Origin of the sequence: Lysinibacillus sp. NPDC097287 (genome assembly GCF_044761695.1) — a bacterium.
In the GTDB taxonomy this organism is placed as follows: Bacteria; Bacillota; Bacilli; order Bacillales_A; family Planococcaceae; genus Lysinibacillus.
Genome location: NZ_JBIWCX010000004.1, coordinates 160,751 through 177,093 on the forward strand (window position 1 = coordinate 160,751; position 16,343 = coordinate 177,093).

Genomic DNA, 16,343 nt, shown 5'->3' on the forward strand with positions numbered 1-16,343 from the left:
TAGTTAATTTAATAGGTTCAGCTAGACTTTCATTACCATTTGGGCTCAATAATGATGTTCCTTTTTAACAAGTCAGGGCTTAATGGTTGAATAGCCACTATACCGCATAATTCAATGGTTCTTTCAGTTGTTGTTCTTTCTAATCTCACAACATCTACAATTGAATTCGTATGATGCCCCTCATAATCGTAGGCACGTAATAACGTTACCGTCACACAACAACATTCTTTATCAATAGATTCTATACGAAAAAACATTGTCTCAAGCTGCATTGTTTTATCAAGTAATCTGAGTGGAGCGCATTTATTCGTTATTAATAATAAAGGAATCGTATCACCCCCAATAATTTCAACAAGGTACTGACCATAATATTTAGATTGATAATTCGATATCAAATCCTGGAGTGCTATTAAATCGCAAAGGGCTTCACTTAAACAATTTTTGCACCTATTTTCCACGCTCAACTCCCTTTCCCCTAGTCCGATTCAACAATTCATAAGCACAGGAACAATACCCATGATATTTATTCGTGACTCTTCTCGTTATAATATGTATGACTAAGAAATATGGCGCTTTTATGCAATGCGAAATCTGGTTTCTTACTGCATTTTTAAATCAAAACGTACTTTAATCAAATGTCATCACCGACTTACGTTGATGAACCTGATTTCTACCAAGTAAACAAAAACGTCCAAAATTCATCGAGATTTTGGACGTTTTTTCTATTCGATCTTTTATGAAGTTGCCTCATCTTGATTACCATGATTCAAGAGAACGACTCCTCCTATAATAAGTGAGATTCCTATTGCTGAATATAGATTAAAAACATCTCCCCATACAACGATACCCACAATGACGGTTAACACTGTACCTACCCCTGACCAAACAGCATAAGCAAGGCTTAAAGGCACTGTTTTCAAACATAAGGATAAGCAATAAAACGAAATCCCATATCCAATGGCGACACCTATTGACGGAGCAATTACTGTAAAACCCTCTGAAAGTTTAAGCATCGTTGTCGCCAACACTTCACTTACAATTGATATTGCTAAAAATACATATCCTTTCATTCTATAAAATCCTCCTTAATGTCCACCGCCAGCAAGATTGAGAACAACCACGCCAACAATGATCATGGCGATCCCTACAAACTTTTTAACATTGAAATGTTCTTTATAAACGATTACTCCAACAACCGCTGTTAATGCTGTACCCAACCCTGCCCAAATGGCATACACTGTGCCGATGGCTAATGATTGCAGCGTTAAAGATAAGAAATAGAAAGCTGTGCCGTACCCAGCAACAACACCAAGCGACGGCAGCAATCGCTTAAATCCGTTTGTAAGTTTCAACATCGAACTCGCAAAAACTTCTGCGATAATCGAAATTAAAAGAAAAACATAAATACTCATGAAACATTGTCCTTTCTTGCCATCTGTAATAATTGTTCAAAGACCTTCTCTGCTATTTCTTCTGAGACAGGTGCGATATTTAATAACTTTGAATAATACAATCCATCAAGCGTTAATCGAATCAAATGCACACTAGATTCCTCGAGACCATCGTGCATCAAGTCCTCAAGAAAGTGCTCATACTCTTCGGAAATCGAAGAATGTTCATTTTGCATAATCTGGATTGCTATATTTAAACGAGCTCCTTCCATTAAGTCCTTCCGAGAACCTAAAATAAACCCTCTTGTTAATCTACCTACCCCGTGCTCTTGGCTTGCAAATTCTTCATAAGATTGCATCACTTCTTCCATGATCGTTTCTGCAATAGCTGATTGTAGGGCATCTTTTGTCTTAAAATGATAGAGCAAACCGCCCTTACTTATTCCAGCCTTCCCCGCAACTCCATCTAATGTTAATGAATTCAAATCGTTCTCTTGAATATATTGAATGGCTGTTTGAATAATAAGTGTACGTTTTTGACTTGCTTTAGAAAACATAATATACCCCTCTCTATTACAAAATAACAGTTACTTCCTCCTAGTTGAGGAACTTTTGTAGGTTATCTTACATGTTTTTAAATTTTATCACCCTACTTTTAAAATTTAACGGATACATTCCATACTTTATCGACACCCACATAAAAAAACCGTCCAGACGGTCTTTTTTTATTGTATGTTTCACACGTCTAAATGTCAAAGAAAACAACGAAGTCCCAAATAGCAATCACTATTTGGGACTTTTGTTATTCTTCATCCTCAGCATACTCTAAAATATCGCCCGGCTGGCAATTTAATGCCTTGCAAATCGCATTTAATGTTGAAAAGCGTACTGCCTTTACCTTACCTGTCTTTAAATTAGAGAGATTGACGATTGACACATCTACCTTCTCTGCTAATTCACTCAACTGCATTTTTCGATCGGCTAGCATTCGATCTAATCGAATAATTATTGTCATTTCTTCACTTCCTAAACTGTTGCATCGTATTCATCTTGTAAAAAAGCACCATATCGGAATACACGTGCAATCGTCCAAATGATTAAGCCCGTAAATAATAATGTCCAATTAATACCGCTGAAATGATAGTTTACCCCCGCTACCCAATCGGTACTTAATAAGAGTTTATCTAGATGTGTTAGATGACCTATTGTATATGAAATGTACGTGCGGAACACACCTACTGTCAAGCTTAACAAAACTATACTGTAGGCAATCCACTCAATTTTTTTACTATTGGCTGTGGTGAAAATGACGCCACTACTCAAACTACCTAATAATCTTCTTACTTGCACCACAATAAATAATAATATCCCCATATAGATAGTAGCAACAAATAATAACTTCACAACATCTTTTTTTACATATCGAATATTATTTGCTTCTTTATCAGCTAAAGTAATTTCCATTCCATCAAAGTTAACGGCAGCAGATATCGTCCCTTTAACAATAAAGCTGTTAACGGTCTGCTCCGGCACAATCATAGCACCTATAAGTAATCCCCCCATGAAAACAACGCCAAATATAGTCACTACCATTATGAATGTAAAAATTGCGCGTAACCCTTTTGCTAAAAATGAAAACTCCTTATTTTGAATTGATTGATCCATAAAAAACATCCCCTCTCTTACCATTTATTATACACGACACTTTATCTTTTTCAATAATTAATTAACGTTTATCGTTAAATTTTTATTGATTTATTTCAAATCAGTCTTTATAGTAAAGCGTATCCGGATAATACAAATGAGGAGGTCAATATGGACAAATCAATTTTAGAAATTAAAAATGTGTCGAAAAGCTTTAAAGGTCAAATGGTATTGAAAGATATTTCATTTTCCCTACAACAAGGAACAATTGTTGGTCTACTTGGAGCAAATGGGGCTGGCAAAAGTACCCTCATGAAGATAATTGCCGGACTTCTAAAACAGCAATTAGGCAACGTACAATTACTTCAACTCAACCCTTTTTCAGAGTGGCACGGCCTTTTCAATCAAGTCGGGATTTTACTGGAACCAGCGATACCTAACTATCTTACTGGCCAAGAGTTTTTAAAACAAATGGCTATTTTACGTGGCGAAGTGTCTGTTAATATTGCTGAATTACTAAAACAAGTGGGACTTGAACGAGCAGGAAAAAAGAAAGTAAACCATTATTCTTTTGGCATGAAACAACGACTCGGTTTAGCAGCAGCACTCATCGGCAAACCTAAATTTTTGATGCTCGATGAACCCTTTGTCGGCTTAGATCCACTAGGCGTCGGGCAACTACAAAACATTTTAAAGTCCATGGTCTCAAAAGGCACAACTGTTTTACTATCAAGCCATCAACTAGCAGAACTTGAGCCTCTTGTAGACCGTATTCTATTCTTGAGTCAGGGAAAGATCACGCATGATTTACTTGCAACAGAAGAGATTGACTTACAGAAACTATTTAAGGAGGACAATATCTATGCAACGTGAACTTAAGGTCGAGCTTAGAAAACTGTTATTTCGATGGGATTTTTATATTGCAGGCAGTATTTTAATTGGTATTACAAGTTTCTTTATGTATCAGTTGTCCGCAGAAGGAACTTTTATTAAGATTGAATCTGATCAGCCTATTGAACTCTCGTTAAATAATGTAGTGGGATCGATTTTTAGTATGAGTCAACATCTCAGCTTGATCGGCATTATTTTAGCTATTCTTTGCTGGCACACACTTGGAAAAGAAGTCGATCATCGAAGTTTGACAATGTATTTTTTGCACAGTCATAGTAAATGGAAACTGATGTTGAGTAAAATATCCGTCATGTCTATTGCAATAAGCACCCTTTTGAGTGCATCAGTACTTGCCATGCTCGCAATTTATTTTATCTTTCAACCTGAGCAAATACATTTTGCTGGCACTTTGAGTGACTATCAATTAATATTGCAAAACTTATTGCTAATCATTTTATGTGCCATCCTTTTTATTTCATTAGCTGCTATTATCGCGCTTCGTTTTGGCTCGATTGGTGTCTTACTCGCTACGATTGGCCTGTCCATCATGTCAACTATTTTCAGAGAAAATCGCTTCATTCGTGATTTTTTACCACTGAATATTACGGATACGATGAATGATATATCTTTTCCCGAAAGCATTACACTATTAGTGGTATATATAATCATTGTTCATTTTATTTTATGGATTGTTACGAAAAGGCGAGAAATCTGCGTGTAATAACCATATAAAAACAGCTACCTTCCCTATTGAAAGTAGCTGTTTTCTAAGAGTTTGTTGAGATAACCTAAAAACAGAGTTAATCTTCAAGTAAAACCAAGGTTATTTTATTAAAGTAATCCAATTAAATATATTACTAGGAGTAGTTAATCATCCTTTTTTAATTTTAACTATAATGGAGAATTAGATGGATATTCATTTTGTTTCTTTTTCTTTTTTAACGTTTTCGTTATACTGCCCATACAACCAAAAATAAACATAAGGATTGCGATTATTTCAAGAGGCACAAATAATAACAGAAAGCCTAATCCCGCAAAACCATCCTGTCTTATGTCTCTATAAATGAATGAACCAGCAACAGTGAATATTGGCGTAAAAATTATTGCTAAGTACATGCCCCATATCATAAAATTAAGTGTCCAAGAACGTTTAAAAGTAAGTATGAAAGCCATTATGAAAAAAATAATTAGCACTCCGGACAAAGAGGTAATAATTTGAACCACTCTCCTTTAATTTTCTTAGTCTTGTTCAAGTAACTTGCAATGTTAGCTCAAGAATCGATTGCGCCAATTAAATAATCCCCGTTATTTTTAGTCAAAACACTTTATTCTTTATAACAATCTCTTTATATTAATTGAAACGCGAACATTAAACCTATAGGTATAGTTAACCATAGCAGCAAGTTGCTCAATATAATTTTAAAATAAGAAGTATTTTCTAATTTTTCTTTAGAAACAAATCTCCACATCAATAGTACCCCAATAGCCCATATTGGTAAGATTAAAAAGAACTCTGGTGTCAAAGAATCAGATTCACCCAATGCCCCTTCTGCAAAAAAACAAGAAATAAATATTGCAATAAAACCACTAGTAGTAACATTACCCTTAATTAATCTTGACTTCAATCTAAACTCCACCTTTCTGTTTGTTTAATATATAACAGTCTCTTCACCAGTAGATCTAGGAATCATTCTTACTTAAATCATCCTACGTCGTTCGAGAAAGAATGTCTCTGAAAAGTACAGAAATGCTACAGTTTTAGAATAGAGGACACACTAAAAATGGTGCATACTAAATAACGTGGTAATAATGATGAACTATCACTAATTCGAGAATATGCCATCCTCCGACACTAACATTTGCACACGTTTTTTCTTTACATATACAAATGTTTGTTCATTTTTTGAACTCGTACCTCGTAATGGATTTTGGATTACTATCATTAATACTACTTAATGTTGGTTCAATACTTTTAATTTCATCCGATTTCACAATTTCTTTTTGTTCAACACTTTTGACAACCATTATTATCATTTCGCCAAGGGTATTTAAATTGTCAGTATTAGTTGTATATGTACGTTTGATATAAGATGACACTACGAAATAAAATTTAACTAAAACAAAGTAATACCTTTCTTCTTCTTTTCACATAACCCCTCTCATCTTACTTATTTATATATTAGACGACACACATGGAAGAATGTTACATATACCTTCCGCTATCTTACTTTGTACGTACAATAAACTCGACAAAAAAGCGTTAATCCTACTTGGATCAACGCAGCCTGTTAGTCATCCATATCCCGTAAAATCAACATTACCCCACAAAAAATGAAAGATTAATACGTTCTTCCAAGGAAGTCTAATAAAATTCACTATATAAATATTTCAGTTACCCAACCAAAATACAGATTTACACCATTTAATTGTATTGGACCAACAATTTCATCCTGATCAGGAGATAAATTGAACAGTTTTACGAACTCAGCATAAGCCTCAAACCACTTTGCTGTTTTACTAAAAGAATGAACAAGCATAAGGGTAATATTTGCATTTACTTTTTTAGCTTCAAGTAGTGCGGATGCAGCCCTATGCAAAAACTGATATCTTACATTTTTAACTGAACCTTCATCTACCTCTAATAAACTAAGTAAATACTCCAATCTTTTTCTTTTACCGTCACTCGGGTTGTCACCTAACCAGAATTCAACCGTTTCTCCAAATGGCTCAGATACTTTTCCTTCTACCATAATCGTTAAAAGCTCGTTATTTGCCTTTGCTAGTACATATAGGTCATTTTGTTAACTTGCGTTTCCTCCAGGTAAAGGAACCTTGTATTCAGGAAACCCATACAATACTTGTACATCGTTAAATAATGTTATCTCACTCTTTTTAAATACTTTATCAACAGAATTCGGAAAATTTCTAGCGTTCTCCCAACAATCAGCCAATTCAAAAGCAGAATACCCTTCTTTCCACTGTTTCTTAGGATCTGCAAGGAAATCTTTCCACGATATTGCCCCTTGTGATGGAACAAAAAATCTACCCATTTTTCCACTACTTTATCAACATTATCTCCCCTTTAACTAAAATCACCTTCACTAAAATTTATTTCTCCATAAAACTCAACATTTTCTTCAACTAACTGCAAAGTCGTTGAAGCAGAAAAAGGATCTATTTCCTATTGAAATAAAGCACCCGCTGTATAAAGAATAAGTGGATAGGCTACACTAATTTGGTCTATTCGATTTTGAGTTTTGGGATAATGTAAATTGGTTTAATAATATTCAAATTTAACAAACACTTCGAAAAACTACACTAACTGAATTTATGTAAAATTCACAATAAAATTCACTCAGTTCAGTATTGACATTCCATATTTTGTTCTATTTACAGTCGTTATAAAATCGATTAAAATTCTATTGATGAAGTATTAAAAACATTAATCCTACAATAAGAATTCATGCTTTAACATTTTGTCAATTAGGCAAATAGTTTAAGTAACGCTTATTTGTTCCATTTAAGGAGGAATCATTAATGCACAAATTACAAGATATTTTAGAAACTAAAGATTTCATTATGAGTAAGACAGAATACCGTCCTACGATCGGTTTGATTTTAGGCTCAGGTTTAGGTTCTCTTGCAGATGAAATTGAAAACCCTGTCAAAATTCCTTATAGTGAGATTCCTCACTTTGCAAAATCAGAAGCAATTGGTCATGCAAACGAATTAGTAATTGGACAATTAAAAGGAAAAACAGTAGTAGCGATGAAAGGTCGTTTCCATTATTATGAGGGCTTTTCATTAACTGAGGTAACTTTCCCAGTACGTGTAATGAAGGCTTTAGGTGTAGAGAATCTAATCGTTACGAATGCTGCTGGTGCTATTAATACAGATTTTAGCCCTGGAGATTTAATGTTAATTACTGACCACATTAACTTAGTTGGTGCAAATCCATTAATTGGACCTAATAATGATGAATTAGGAACTCGTTTCCCTGATTCTACTCAGGTTTACAATCCTGAATTACGTAAACTTGCTTCTAATGTTGCTAAAGAACAAAACTTTAGTTTAAAAGAAGGTGTTTATGCTTGGTCTAGTGGACCAGTATACGAAACGCCAGCTGAAATTCGTATGATGCGTACTATTGGAGCAGATGCTGCAGGTATGTCAACAGTTCCAGAAGCTATTGTAGCTATTCATGGAAACATGAAAGTACTTGGTATTTCTTGCATGACAAATATGGCAAGCGGAATTTTAGATCAGCCATTAACGCATGATGAAGTTATTGAAGTGGCGGCTAAAGTTAGAGAACAATTCGTTGGTTTAATTAAAGGTATTTTAGAAAAAATGTAATGAAGACCTAAAAAGTAAAGGGAGTTTTAACTCTCTTTACTTTTTTTATATCTATAGTTCCTAATTATTGTACAAGCTACATCGAAAACATCTATCTCACAAATGTAATAAAGTCTAAATTAACTGGCTCAATACCCTCTGCTCGAAGTCGTGAGTTAATCTGTCCTCGATGATACTGACCATGCAATGCTACATGAGTTAAAACATCCCGTACTGAACTCTTAAATTCAGTTCCTTTACTATTTTTGTACGAAATTATTTTTTCAAGGTCAGATTTTTCTAATTTAGTAAGAAACGTTGTAAAGCTCTCTTCATTTTGCAAAGCAAGTTCTGTACAGACTTCTATATCGACATCTGACCAGATAGGAAGTCGTGAACTGTCCATTTCTCGTAACCTCGTTATCCATATTTTTTCTGCAAATAGGATATGTGAAAATAAACGTAATACGTCTTGATTTTCATCTTCAATGCTTTGTATTGTTTCAAGAATACGTAGGTTGGCCCAATTTAAATGTTCATACATCTTTGAGATAGTTTTCAATTAGAATCACACCACCAGTGATTAAATTTCACTCTAACTTAACACATTCATATAACCACATATATTTGAGAGAAATAAAAGAATTCTTCTTCACGAAAAGCCCTTTTAAGTTGAACAACTCTTATTTCTTTAATTGCATGAACAACGAGGGATTTAATTCTTCGCTTTCAATCACAATAGCAGTCAACCCTGTGTTTGATTTTCTTTCATGCCATTCATGTTTTTCCCAAAATACCGCATCTCCTGATTGAACTTTGAAGTATTCTTCTTTTTCACCACGTACATAACCTTCGCCATTTAAGATTAATAAAAGTTGAGGTACTACTGCTTGATGGTAGCCAACAATGCCTTTTTTGTCTAAGTGCATACATCCTATGCTAGCAGCCTCATTTATTTGAATAATACGGGACATAACAAAATCTGAATTAAATTTAGAAATCATCTTACCATTATCTTTACTAAATTTATAAAACTCCATTTTGCACCTCCTAGGTCTTAGAATATATATTTACTTATTCAAGAGTGATATACGAATATCCTCTACAATTATCGAGCTAAACTGCTTTCACTAAGTAAAACATTCCGTGTTCAATCCCATTATTGGCTAGCCATTCAGATTGCATATATAATTTCTCTTTATGAAGTGCAATATTAGTAATACGCATTCTGTCGTATAGCGGTTGAGCAAACTGTTGCATCAGCTCCATGATGAAGTCCAGCGTGCCTTTATCTTACTTACTAATTTTTTTAATTCCAGAGATGAAAGTAATAATAGTGAGTAGTGGTAAACGTAATAACTGAGTAATCACATGCAACATTTTTTGTTTATTGTAGTCTAATAGTAGCGATAACAAAAATTAGGAGGTTTTATTAATGGGTTATTCTGAAATTGGTGTGATGCTGCTTATTTATAGCGGACTTATAATATTCTTTTTAGTCCCTTTTCAAAGAGGTTTGAGCATAATAAACCAGCAAAAAGGTCCAATGACATTCACTCCTGTTTATAAAGATAATTTATTGAAACTGATACTTCATAAGAAAGCCATACTCGCTTTTATCTTATTCATCTTTACGTTGCTACTAATCTGGTTAAATTATAAAACTGCAGACGATCATTTTAATGCCCACAGCGGCTATCCCCCTATTAGTTCTGATTTACAAGCAATTTACTCCATCTGTGGGGTAATTATATACACGGTTGTTCTTTATTTACTTTTAGCTTTTGTTAAAACGTTTAGGATCGTAAAAAATGTACGTTAGTGGTCTTAGTAATCCGAAATATCAAAATTTCCCTATCTAAAATGACTAAATGTAAATATATAACAATAATTATATTTGCATTCCATTTATGGTTGGTATACCCTAGTGTATAGACATTCGATTTTCAAAGAACGTCAATATAGCTTAGGAGTGAATTTAACATGGCAAAAAAAATTAAGAAAAACAAGATTGAAGAAACGGTACTAGAAAAGAAAGCTAAGAAAAAGGCAGACAAAAAGAAAATCGAGAAAAAGTTAGCTAAGAAAAAAGCTGAAAAGAAAGCAACTAACAAAAAGGCTAAGAAAAAGAACAGTAAAAAAGCTGCCTAATAACAAAATTAAGCAGCAGGAGAAAAACAATTCGTTTTTCCCCTGCTGCTTTCAGTAGTTTGTGGGCTAATGTCACAATCCTATAATAATTATTTTGTTGGCATAATCTAACTAATGAAGATAAATATGCAGCTAGGGCTCTCGATAACGTTAACGTGTAAATAGATACTCTTTACCGTTTACATCAGGCCAGTATTTTCTAAAAACGCCCGAGCTACGTCTGCAATATTTTTACCTTCTACGTTTACTTGATAATTCATTTCACGCATTTCATCATCCGTTATTTGATTCGCTAGTTTATTTAACACTTGTTCTATTTCGGGGTATTTTTCAAGTGTTTCTGCTCTTACTAATGGGGCCCCTTGGTATGGCGGGAAGAGCTGTTGATCATCAGCTAGGACTGTTAAATTATATTGTCGTATTTCACTGTCTGTCGAATAGGCATCTAGTAATTGAATATCGCCTGAATTCATCGCTTGATATCTAAGCTTCGGCTCCATTGTTTTTATATTGGCAAGAGTAATTCCATAAAGCTTTTGAATGCCTAAATAGCCATCTTCACGATCATTAAATTCTAGTGTAAATCCTGCTTTTATGGACTCTTGAATGGCCTTGATGTCTGAAATATTTTTCAATTGATACGTTTCCGCTATTTCTTTTGAAACAGCCAGCGCATAGGTGTTGTTATACTGCATGGGACTAAGCATCACCATGTCGAATTTATCAATCATTCCTGCCTTTGCCTGATTGTAAACATCCTCTGCATTATTATTTATGGCTTCCTCTTTTAAAAACTCGGCAATTGCCGTTCCCGTAAATTCTGGGTAAATATCGATACTTTCGGATTTGAGCGCATTAAAAACAAAAGAAGTTTTACCGAGACCAGGTTTTAATTGAACGGTTAAGTCAGTTTCATTTTCAATCAGTAATTTATACATATTGATAAGAATTTCAGGCTCAGATCCAAGTTTACCGGCGATTACAATCTCTTCTTTTTCATGAAGATTGACTAACGGTAATAGAATCATGAGTACTGCTGCTACACTTATCACACTTAGTGCTGTGACCGTTTTTTTAAAGGACAGAGATTCAAGTTTTTTTAGTAAAAAATCAAACAATAACGCTAAACACGCAGCAGGTACAGCTCCTAAAATAATGAGAGAAGGGTTATTACGGTCAATGCCAAGTAAAATGATGTCCCCTAATCCCCCAGCACCAATTAGTGCAGCTAGTGTTGCTGTCCCTACTATCAATACCATGGCTGTCCTAATTCCAGCCATAATCACAGGCATAGCAAGTGGCAGTTCCACCTTCACAAGCCTTTTCCAAGTATTCATCCCCATAGCAGTAGCCGCTTCTTTAAGCGATGGGTCTACTTCATTTATGCCAGTGAAAGTATTGCGTAAAATCGGTAATAGTGCATATACAACTAAAGCAATGACTGCAGGCACTTTACCAATTCCAAACAGTGGAATTAACAAGCCCAGTAGTGCTAATGAAGGAATTGTTTGTAAAACAGCACTAATGCCAATAATGCTTTCTGCAATTTTCTTCTTATTTGTTAAATAGATACCTAGAGGAATCGCAATGACAACTGCAAAAAATAAAGCAATAAATGAAATTTGAATATGTTCGAGTAAAGAGGCTAATAGCTGTCCTTTTCGTTCATTGAAAACGTCGAAAAAATTAGTCATTCGAATCCCCTCTTTCTACGGATTCTATAGAAGAAATCGATTCGTCCGCTTGCTGAGTATTAAAATCCTTTAACGCGTGCTCGTTCACCCCAATGAATTCTCTAACAAAATCATTTACTGGATTTTGGATGATTTCTTGAGGCGTACCAATTTGTACAATTTCGCCATCCTTCATCACACATATTCGATCGCCTAGCTTTATTGCCTCTTGCATATCATGTGACACAAAAAAAATGGTTTTTTGAATCGCTCGTTGAAGCTCAAGAAGATCATCTTGTAACTTCGTACGACTAAGAGGATCAAGTGCACTAAATGGCTCATCCATTAAAATTATCTCGGGATCGGCTGCTAGTGCACGAATAACACCAACCCTTTGTTGTTCTCCACCTGAGAGCTCTATTGGTTTTCGTTGGCTGTATTTCTCCGCATCAAGCCCTACCATTTCTAATAGCTGTCGAACGCGTTTCTGTATTTCTTCTTGTCGCCACTTTTTTAACTCAGGCACAACGGATATATTCTCTTCAATCGTCATATGCGGAAACAGAGCAATTTGCTGAAGCACATAGCCGATATTCCAGCGCAACTCATGAATGTTATAATCACTTATTCTTTTTCCGTTAATACGAATAGTACCTTCAGTCAATGGAATTAATCGATTAATCATCTTTAGTAAAGTCGTCTTTCCACAACCACTAGGACCGATGAGGACAATGAATTCCCCTTTCTTAATTTCAAGATCAATGGCATTCACCGCTATCTGGTCATTATCATATTTTTTAGTGACATTCTCAAATACAATCATTATAAATAGCTCCTTGTAGTGATATTTTCTAGTGTGAACGATTGATAGCCTTTAGTAATCACAGTACATAAATTGTGCATCTTGTATCCCCCCGATTATTTACCTTTTTCTTCATCAATAAATTGTTCAAATAACGTAAACTCAACTTTAAAAATCGACCGATACAGACTCTTATTATGTCCAAATTTCATTATATTTCTTATAACCTCGCTTTATTCTCATATACGTCATCTGTACCCGTTCTAGAACTTTGTAATCTGCCTAAGCTAATTTATAGTGCTTAAATTAGCTTGATATAAAGGTTTTTAGGAATAACTGTCGAATGAAACTCTATTATAGTGCAAATAATAATTACTATTACTTCAAGGAGGTAGTTCGTGAAAAAATTGAATTTAGGGTTAATAGCAGTACTATTAATCGCGGGTTACTTTATCTTTACTAACACACTATATTATCCTCAATCTCCCATAATTAATTTATCTAAAAAGGTTATTTTACATAAGCTAAATGATTCAAACGAAGATGTAGTAATGTTGACTAAAGAAGATGATAGAACATGGTATATTACGAGAAGTAACAATAATGGAAATTTAGACACTGACGAAAAAATTAAAAAAATGATTAGTTTAAAAGGATGGTCTTTCAAAGACAAAGAAGGCAGTGGCTTGTTTTTCGAGTGAGATGGTGAAAGATTAATTGTTACAACAGAAATGTGGACTGGCAGGTACGTGCTCGTAAAAGTGCCTAAGAATTATTAATACAAAATCCTGGCTAATATACATTCTTGTGAGGGCAAAATAAAAAGGTCTGAACTCAGTACAATAGCCAGTTCAGACCTTACTAAATAATACATTACACATTTAAATCTCTCTTTCTATAAAACAAAAAAGTTATCATTAACAGAACTGCTATCAGACTTAGTGATAATAGTACAAAAATGGTATCTAACCCTTCTCCATTCATCACAACTTTTGCCTCAAAATATTTAAATGGCGTAAAGTATTTGAGGAATGCTAGCTTTTCGTTTAAATCAATGGCAATCGAAACTATATAGGTTACCAAAAGGATTCCTGTTGATAAAGATACTGCTATCTTTGGCCTTTTGCTGACCGCTGCTATGGCTGAACCGATGAGCAAAAATAATACCTGCAACAGAAGCATCCCTATCATGGCGTAAATGATATCGCCAGTCACAGACGCACCTTCATTGTATTTTCCAACCAAATAAATAGAGGAACCCCCCGCTACGATATTGAATAGTACAATATTCACTGAAGCCACTAATAATTTAACAGAAATAATCTTACTTCTTGAAACAGGCTTTACGAATAGGAATTCTGCTGTCTTATCTCGTTCTTCTTTTGCGATAATCGTAGCCCCTAGCATTGCAGCGTGAATTGTCGCCATAAGTAACAAATAGATATATAGTACACCAAAATAACCACTCACCTTGGATACATCTAGCGTTCCTGTACCCATTATCGCCTGCAGAGACTTTGGCATGGCCATCATAATGTCATTCATCGATTGACCAGATGATGCCATCCCCTCAAATTTAGCCATACCAGAGCCAATCAAGAAAATCACGCCGATACACCAAAATATTAACGACTTCCGATAAGCGCTCATTTCCCTCAAAAATATGTTCATACTAAATCCCCCCATGTTGGATTTAAATCCTTTAGATATCCTTTTTCGTATACATGATGTAGCTAGCAACTAATGAAATGACGATAATGCCAATTCCCGTGAGCATAAAGGAGATCTCATAGCTAGAATTTCCTATGATATACGCTGGGTTAAAATATTTAAAAGGTGTTAAATAACGTTTTACATCATCACCAGTAGTTGAGACTAGTAAGCCAATAATGAAAAAAGTAAAAACAGTTCCAAGAGATACGGTTAAGACAGATTTAATTTTTGGAAAAACGAAAGATACTACAATGCCTAACGATAAAAAAATGAGCTGCGTAAAAAACAATGTCATCGAAATCATCCAGAAACTTTTCACACTAAAAGATTCAGTACTCACCTGCGTTACCATGATAGAAGCGCAAATTAAAAACACTACATTTGTCATTACTAATGCAGTCAGTGCTGCCACTAGTTTAGCTGTTAATATTGTAGTACGTGAAACGGGCTTCGTTAAAAGGAAATCTGCTGTTTTATCACGTACTTCCTTGGAGACGATTGACGTCCCAATATGCATGGCCTGAATAGCCCCACAAAGCGTTAAGTATACAAACATATAAGAATAGTAACCTAGAATAGAACCGATACTTTCAATTTCAAGCCCCAGCGCTTTTCTTACGGGCTCTGGAAAACCTTCCAACAGTTTTGTAAATTCTACAATTTCTTTCGAGATGGAAGGAAACATAGACATGAAAAGAACGACTATGGCAATTAGAGAAAATGTCCAAACAAACGTTGATTTTCGATAAGCCTTTAGCTCATGAACAAAAATATTCATCGCTTTTAGTCCTCTCTTTCATAGTAATGCATAAAGATTTCCTCTAAATCCGGCTCTTCTATCCAAATATTGATTATTTCTAATTCCGCTATCTTTTTCATAACTGTATTAATATCGCCTTTAAAAATGAAGCTCACCATGTTATCTTCGACGTTAAAATTGTTAACACCGGCGATGTTAAAGAAATCCTGATTAATAGCATTTTTCGTCTCTATTTTAATCTTTTTATAATTGTTTTCTTGTAAATTACTGATCTTTTCAACTGTGACAATTTTACCTTCTTTAATAATAGCCACTCGATCACATAATCTTTGAACCTCACTTAAAATATGAGAGGAAAAAAGAATAGTGGCTCCTTTTTTATTTTCTTCAATGAGCAAATCAAAAAACCTTTGTTGCATTAACGGATCTAGACCGCTCGTTGGCTCATCTAGGATGATTAGTTTAGGTTCATGTAGCAGCCCTTGCACAATGCCTACCTTCTTTTTATTGCCTAAGGATAGGTCATCAATTTTTTTCGTTGTATCCAGTTCCATAATCTCAACCAATTCTTTCATTCTTGACCGACAATCTTTTTTATAAAAGCTGGCTGAGTATTTAAGTAAATCGATAACCTTCATATTGTCATAATAAAACACTTCTGAAGGCAAATATCCAATATCCTTGGCAATCTCAGGCGCGAACTCGACACAGTCCTTCCCAAATATCTTGGCATTTCCGCTTGTTGGGTGAATCAGTGACAATAATGTACGAATGGTCGTTGATTTCCCAGCGCCATTTGGTCCAATAAATCCGAAAATCTCTCCCTCTTTTACGTTAAAACTAACATCAACAATCCCTCTTGCATGCCCATAAGTTTTCGTCAAATGATTAATTTCAATAATATTCATGGTAGAGCCCCCTTTAATCTGAAAACATCTATTTACAAAAGCTTTCACCAACACTGAATCTCGAATAGAACACTA

Annotated in this window: 22 protein-coding genes and 1 pseudogene; 6 read left to right on the plus strand and 17 right to left on the minus strand. The window is 34.7% G+C overall.

Annotated features, from left to right (window positions below; genetic code table 11):
- Positions 1 to 32: 32 nt before the first annotated feature.
- The 6 genes from ACIQ2D_RS08160 to ACIQ2D_RS08185 all read right to left on the minus strand — a co-directional run bounded on the left by ACIQ2D_RS08160 (position 33) and on the right by ACIQ2D_RS08185 (position 3,056).
- The gene (locus tag ACIQ2D_RS08160; RefSeq protein WP_402862626.1) at positions 33 to 458 is read right to left on the minus strand and encodes a CotY/CotZ family spore coat protein; all 426 of its coding nucleotides are present in this window, start codon (positions 456 to 458) and stop codon (positions 33 to 35) included.
- Positions 459 to 734: 276 nt separating this feature from the next.
- The gene (locus ACIQ2D_RS08165) at positions 735 to 1,070 is read right to left on the minus strand and encodes a DMT family transporter (protein ID WP_402862126.1); all 336 of its coding nucleotides are present in this window, start codon (positions 1,068 to 1,070) and stop codon (positions 735 to 737) included.
- A gap of 15 nt (positions 1,071 to 1,085) precedes the next feature.
- A complete protein-coding gene (locus ACIQ2D_RS08170; RefSeq protein ID WP_402862129.1) occupies positions 1,086 to 1,412 on the minus strand; it encodes a DMT family transporter in 327 nt (108 codons plus the stop codon).
- Positions 1,409 to 1,948, minus strand: coding sequence for a TetR/AcrR family transcriptional regulator (locus tag ACIQ2D_RS08175; RefSeq protein WP_402862132.1), 540 nt, complete (start codon positions 1,946 to 1,948; stop codon positions 1,409 to 1,411). The genes ACIQ2D_RS08170 and ACIQ2D_RS08175 overlap by 4 nt, the downstream gene beginning before the upstream one ends.
- Before the next feature lie 245 nt (positions 1,949 to 2,193).
- Positions 2,194 to 2,406, minus strand: a complete 213-nt coding sequence (locus tag ACIQ2D_RS08180; protein WP_402862135.1) for a helix-turn-helix domain-containing protein — start codon at positions 2,404 to 2,406, stop codon at positions 2,194 to 2,196.
- An 11-nt stretch (positions 2,407 to 2,417) separates the two neighbouring features.
- Positions 2,418 to 3,056 carry a DUF2975 domain-containing protein gene (locus tag ACIQ2D_RS08185; protein WP_402862138.1) on the minus strand — a complete coding sequence of 213 codons (639 nt, stop codon included), beginning with the start codon at positions 3,054 to 3,056 and terminating at the stop codon, positions 2,418 to 2,420.
- Positions 3,057 to 3,206: 150 nt separating this feature from the next.
- On the opposite strand from ACIQ2D_RS08185, the gene ACIQ2D_RS08190 reads away from it, so the two are divergent.
- Together ACIQ2D_RS08190 and ACIQ2D_RS08195 are read left to right on the plus strand one after the other, a co-directional pair.
- A complete protein-coding gene (locus ACIQ2D_RS08190; protein ID WP_402862141.1) occupies positions 3,207 to 3,908 on the plus strand; it encodes an ABC transporter ATP-binding protein in 702 nt (233 codons plus the stop codon).
- Positions 3,898 to 4,647, plus strand: coding sequence for a hypothetical protein (locus ACIQ2D_RS08195; protein ID WP_402862144.1), 750 nt, complete (start codon positions 3,898 to 3,900; stop codon positions 4,645 to 4,647). Before ACIQ2D_RS08190 ends, ACIQ2D_RS08195 begins: the two co-directional genes overlap by 11 nt.
- Positions 4,648 to 4,817: 170 nt before the next feature.
- On the opposite strand, the gene ACIQ2D_RS08200 is transcribed toward ACIQ2D_RS08195, so the two are convergent.
- The 3 genes and pseudogenes from ACIQ2D_RS08200 to ACIQ2D_RS08210 form a co-directional block, all read right to left on the minus strand.
- Positions 4,818 to 5,150 (minus strand): hypothetical protein, encoded by a 333-nt coding sequence (locus ACIQ2D_RS08200; protein WP_402862147.1) that lies wholly within the window; start codon positions 5,148 to 5,150, stop codon positions 4,818 to 4,820.
- Positions 5,151 to 5,272: 122 nt separating this feature from the next.
- Positions 5,273 to 5,551, minus strand: coding sequence for a hypothetical protein (locus ACIQ2D_RS08205; protein WP_402862150.1), 279 nt, complete (start codon positions 5,549 to 5,551; stop codon positions 5,273 to 5,275).
- A 750-nt stretch (positions 5,552 to 6,301) separates the two neighbouring features.
- A pseudogene (locus ACIQ2D_RS08210) lies at positions 6,302 to 6,976 on the minus strand (DUF6946 family protein).
- Between the two features lie 487 nt (positions 6,977 to 7,463).
- Here ACIQ2D_RS08210 and ACIQ2D_RS08215 point away from each other — a divergent pair.
- Positions 7,464 to 8,282, plus strand: coding sequence for a purine-nucleoside phosphorylase (locus tag ACIQ2D_RS08215; RefSeq protein ID WP_402862153.1), 819 nt, complete (start codon positions 7,464 to 7,466; stop codon positions 8,280 to 8,282).
- A 91-nt stretch (positions 8,283 to 8,373) separates the two neighbouring features.
- Here ACIQ2D_RS08215 and ACIQ2D_RS08220 read toward each other — a convergent pair whose 3' ends face one another.
- From ACIQ2D_RS08220 to ACIQ2D_RS08230, 3 genes are all read right to left on the minus strand, one after another.
- Positions 8,374 to 8,823 (minus strand): DinB family protein, encoded by a 450-nt coding sequence (locus ACIQ2D_RS08220; protein WP_402862156.1) that lies wholly within the window; start codon positions 8,821 to 8,823, stop codon positions 8,374 to 8,376.
- 121 nt (positions 8,824 to 8,944) lie between these two features.
- Positions 8,945 to 9,301 carry a cupin domain-containing protein gene (locus tag ACIQ2D_RS08225; RefSeq protein ID WP_402862159.1) on the minus strand — a complete coding sequence of 119 codons (357 nt, stop codon included), beginning with the start codon at positions 9,299 to 9,301 and terminating at the stop codon, positions 8,945 to 8,947.
- A 76-nt stretch (positions 9,302 to 9,377) separates the two neighbouring features.
- Positions 9,378 to 9,530 (minus strand): hypothetical protein, encoded by a 153-nt coding sequence (locus ACIQ2D_RS08230; protein ID WP_402862162.1) that lies wholly within the window; start codon positions 9,528 to 9,530, stop codon positions 9,378 to 9,380.
- 166 nt (positions 9,531 to 9,696) lie between these two features.
- On the opposite strand from ACIQ2D_RS08230, the gene ACIQ2D_RS08235 reads away from it, so the two are divergent.
- Complete coding sequence (locus ACIQ2D_RS08235) at positions 9,697 to 10,083, plus strand: hypothetical protein (protein ID WP_402862165.1); 387 nt, start codon at positions 9,697 to 9,699, stop codon at positions 10,081 to 10,083.
- A gap of 161 nt (positions 10,084 to 10,244) precedes the next feature.
- Positions 10,245 to 10,412 carry a hypothetical protein gene (locus ACIQ2D_RS08240; protein ID WP_402862168.1) on the plus strand — a complete coding sequence of 56 codons (168 nt, stop codon included), beginning with the start codon at positions 10,245 to 10,247 and terminating at the stop codon, positions 10,410 to 10,412.
- 179 nt (positions 10,413 to 10,591) lie between these two features.
- Here the strand turns inward: ACIQ2D_RS08240 and opuFB are convergent, their stop codons facing one another.
- Together opuFB and ACIQ2D_RS08250 are read right to left on the minus strand one after the other, a co-directional pair.
- Complete coding sequence (gene opuFB / locus ACIQ2D_RS08245; protein ID WP_402862171.1) at positions 10,592 to 12,106, minus strand: osmoprotectant update ABC transporter permease/substrate-binding subunit OpuFB; 1,515 nt, start codon at positions 12,104 to 12,106, stop codon at positions 10,592 to 10,594.
- Entirely contained in the window at positions 12,099 to 12,908 is an 810-nt protein-coding gene (locus tag ACIQ2D_RS08250) for an ABC transporter ATP-binding protein (protein WP_402862174.1), read from the minus strand. The genes opuFB and ACIQ2D_RS08250 overlap by 8 nt, the downstream gene beginning before the upstream one ends.
- A 377-nt stretch (positions 12,909 to 13,285) precedes the next feature.
- Between ACIQ2D_RS08250 and ACIQ2D_RS08255 the strand changes: the two genes are divergently transcribed.
- A complete protein-coding gene (locus tag ACIQ2D_RS08255) occupies positions 13,286 to 13,588 on the plus strand; it encodes a hypothetical protein (protein WP_402862177.1) in 303 nt (100 codons plus the stop codon).
- A 172-nt stretch (positions 13,589 to 13,760) separates the two neighbouring features.
- Here the strand turns inward: ACIQ2D_RS08255 and ACIQ2D_RS08260 are convergent, their stop codons facing one another.
- Genes ACIQ2D_RS08260 through ACIQ2D_RS08270 form a run of 3 tightly spaced genes read right to left on the minus strand, consistent with a single transcriptional unit; the run spans position 13,761 to position 16,268 of the window.
- Complete coding sequence (locus ACIQ2D_RS08260; RefSeq protein ID WP_402862180.1) at positions 13,761 to 14,558, minus strand: ABC transporter permease subunit; 798 nt, start codon at positions 14,556 to 14,558, stop codon at positions 13,761 to 13,763.
- A gap of 31 nt (positions 14,559 to 14,589) precedes the next feature.
- Complete coding sequence (locus tag ACIQ2D_RS08265; RefSeq protein WP_402862183.1) at positions 14,590 to 15,378, minus strand: ABC transporter permease subunit; 789 nt, start codon at positions 15,376 to 15,378, stop codon at positions 14,590 to 14,592.
- Positions 15,379 to 15,383: 5 nt separating this feature from the next.
- A complete protein-coding gene (locus ACIQ2D_RS08270) occupies positions 15,384 to 16,268 on the minus strand; it encodes an ABC transporter ATP-binding protein (RefSeq protein ID WP_402862186.1) in 885 nt (294 codons plus the stop codon).
- Positions 16,269 to 16,343 lie beyond the last annotated feature (75 nt).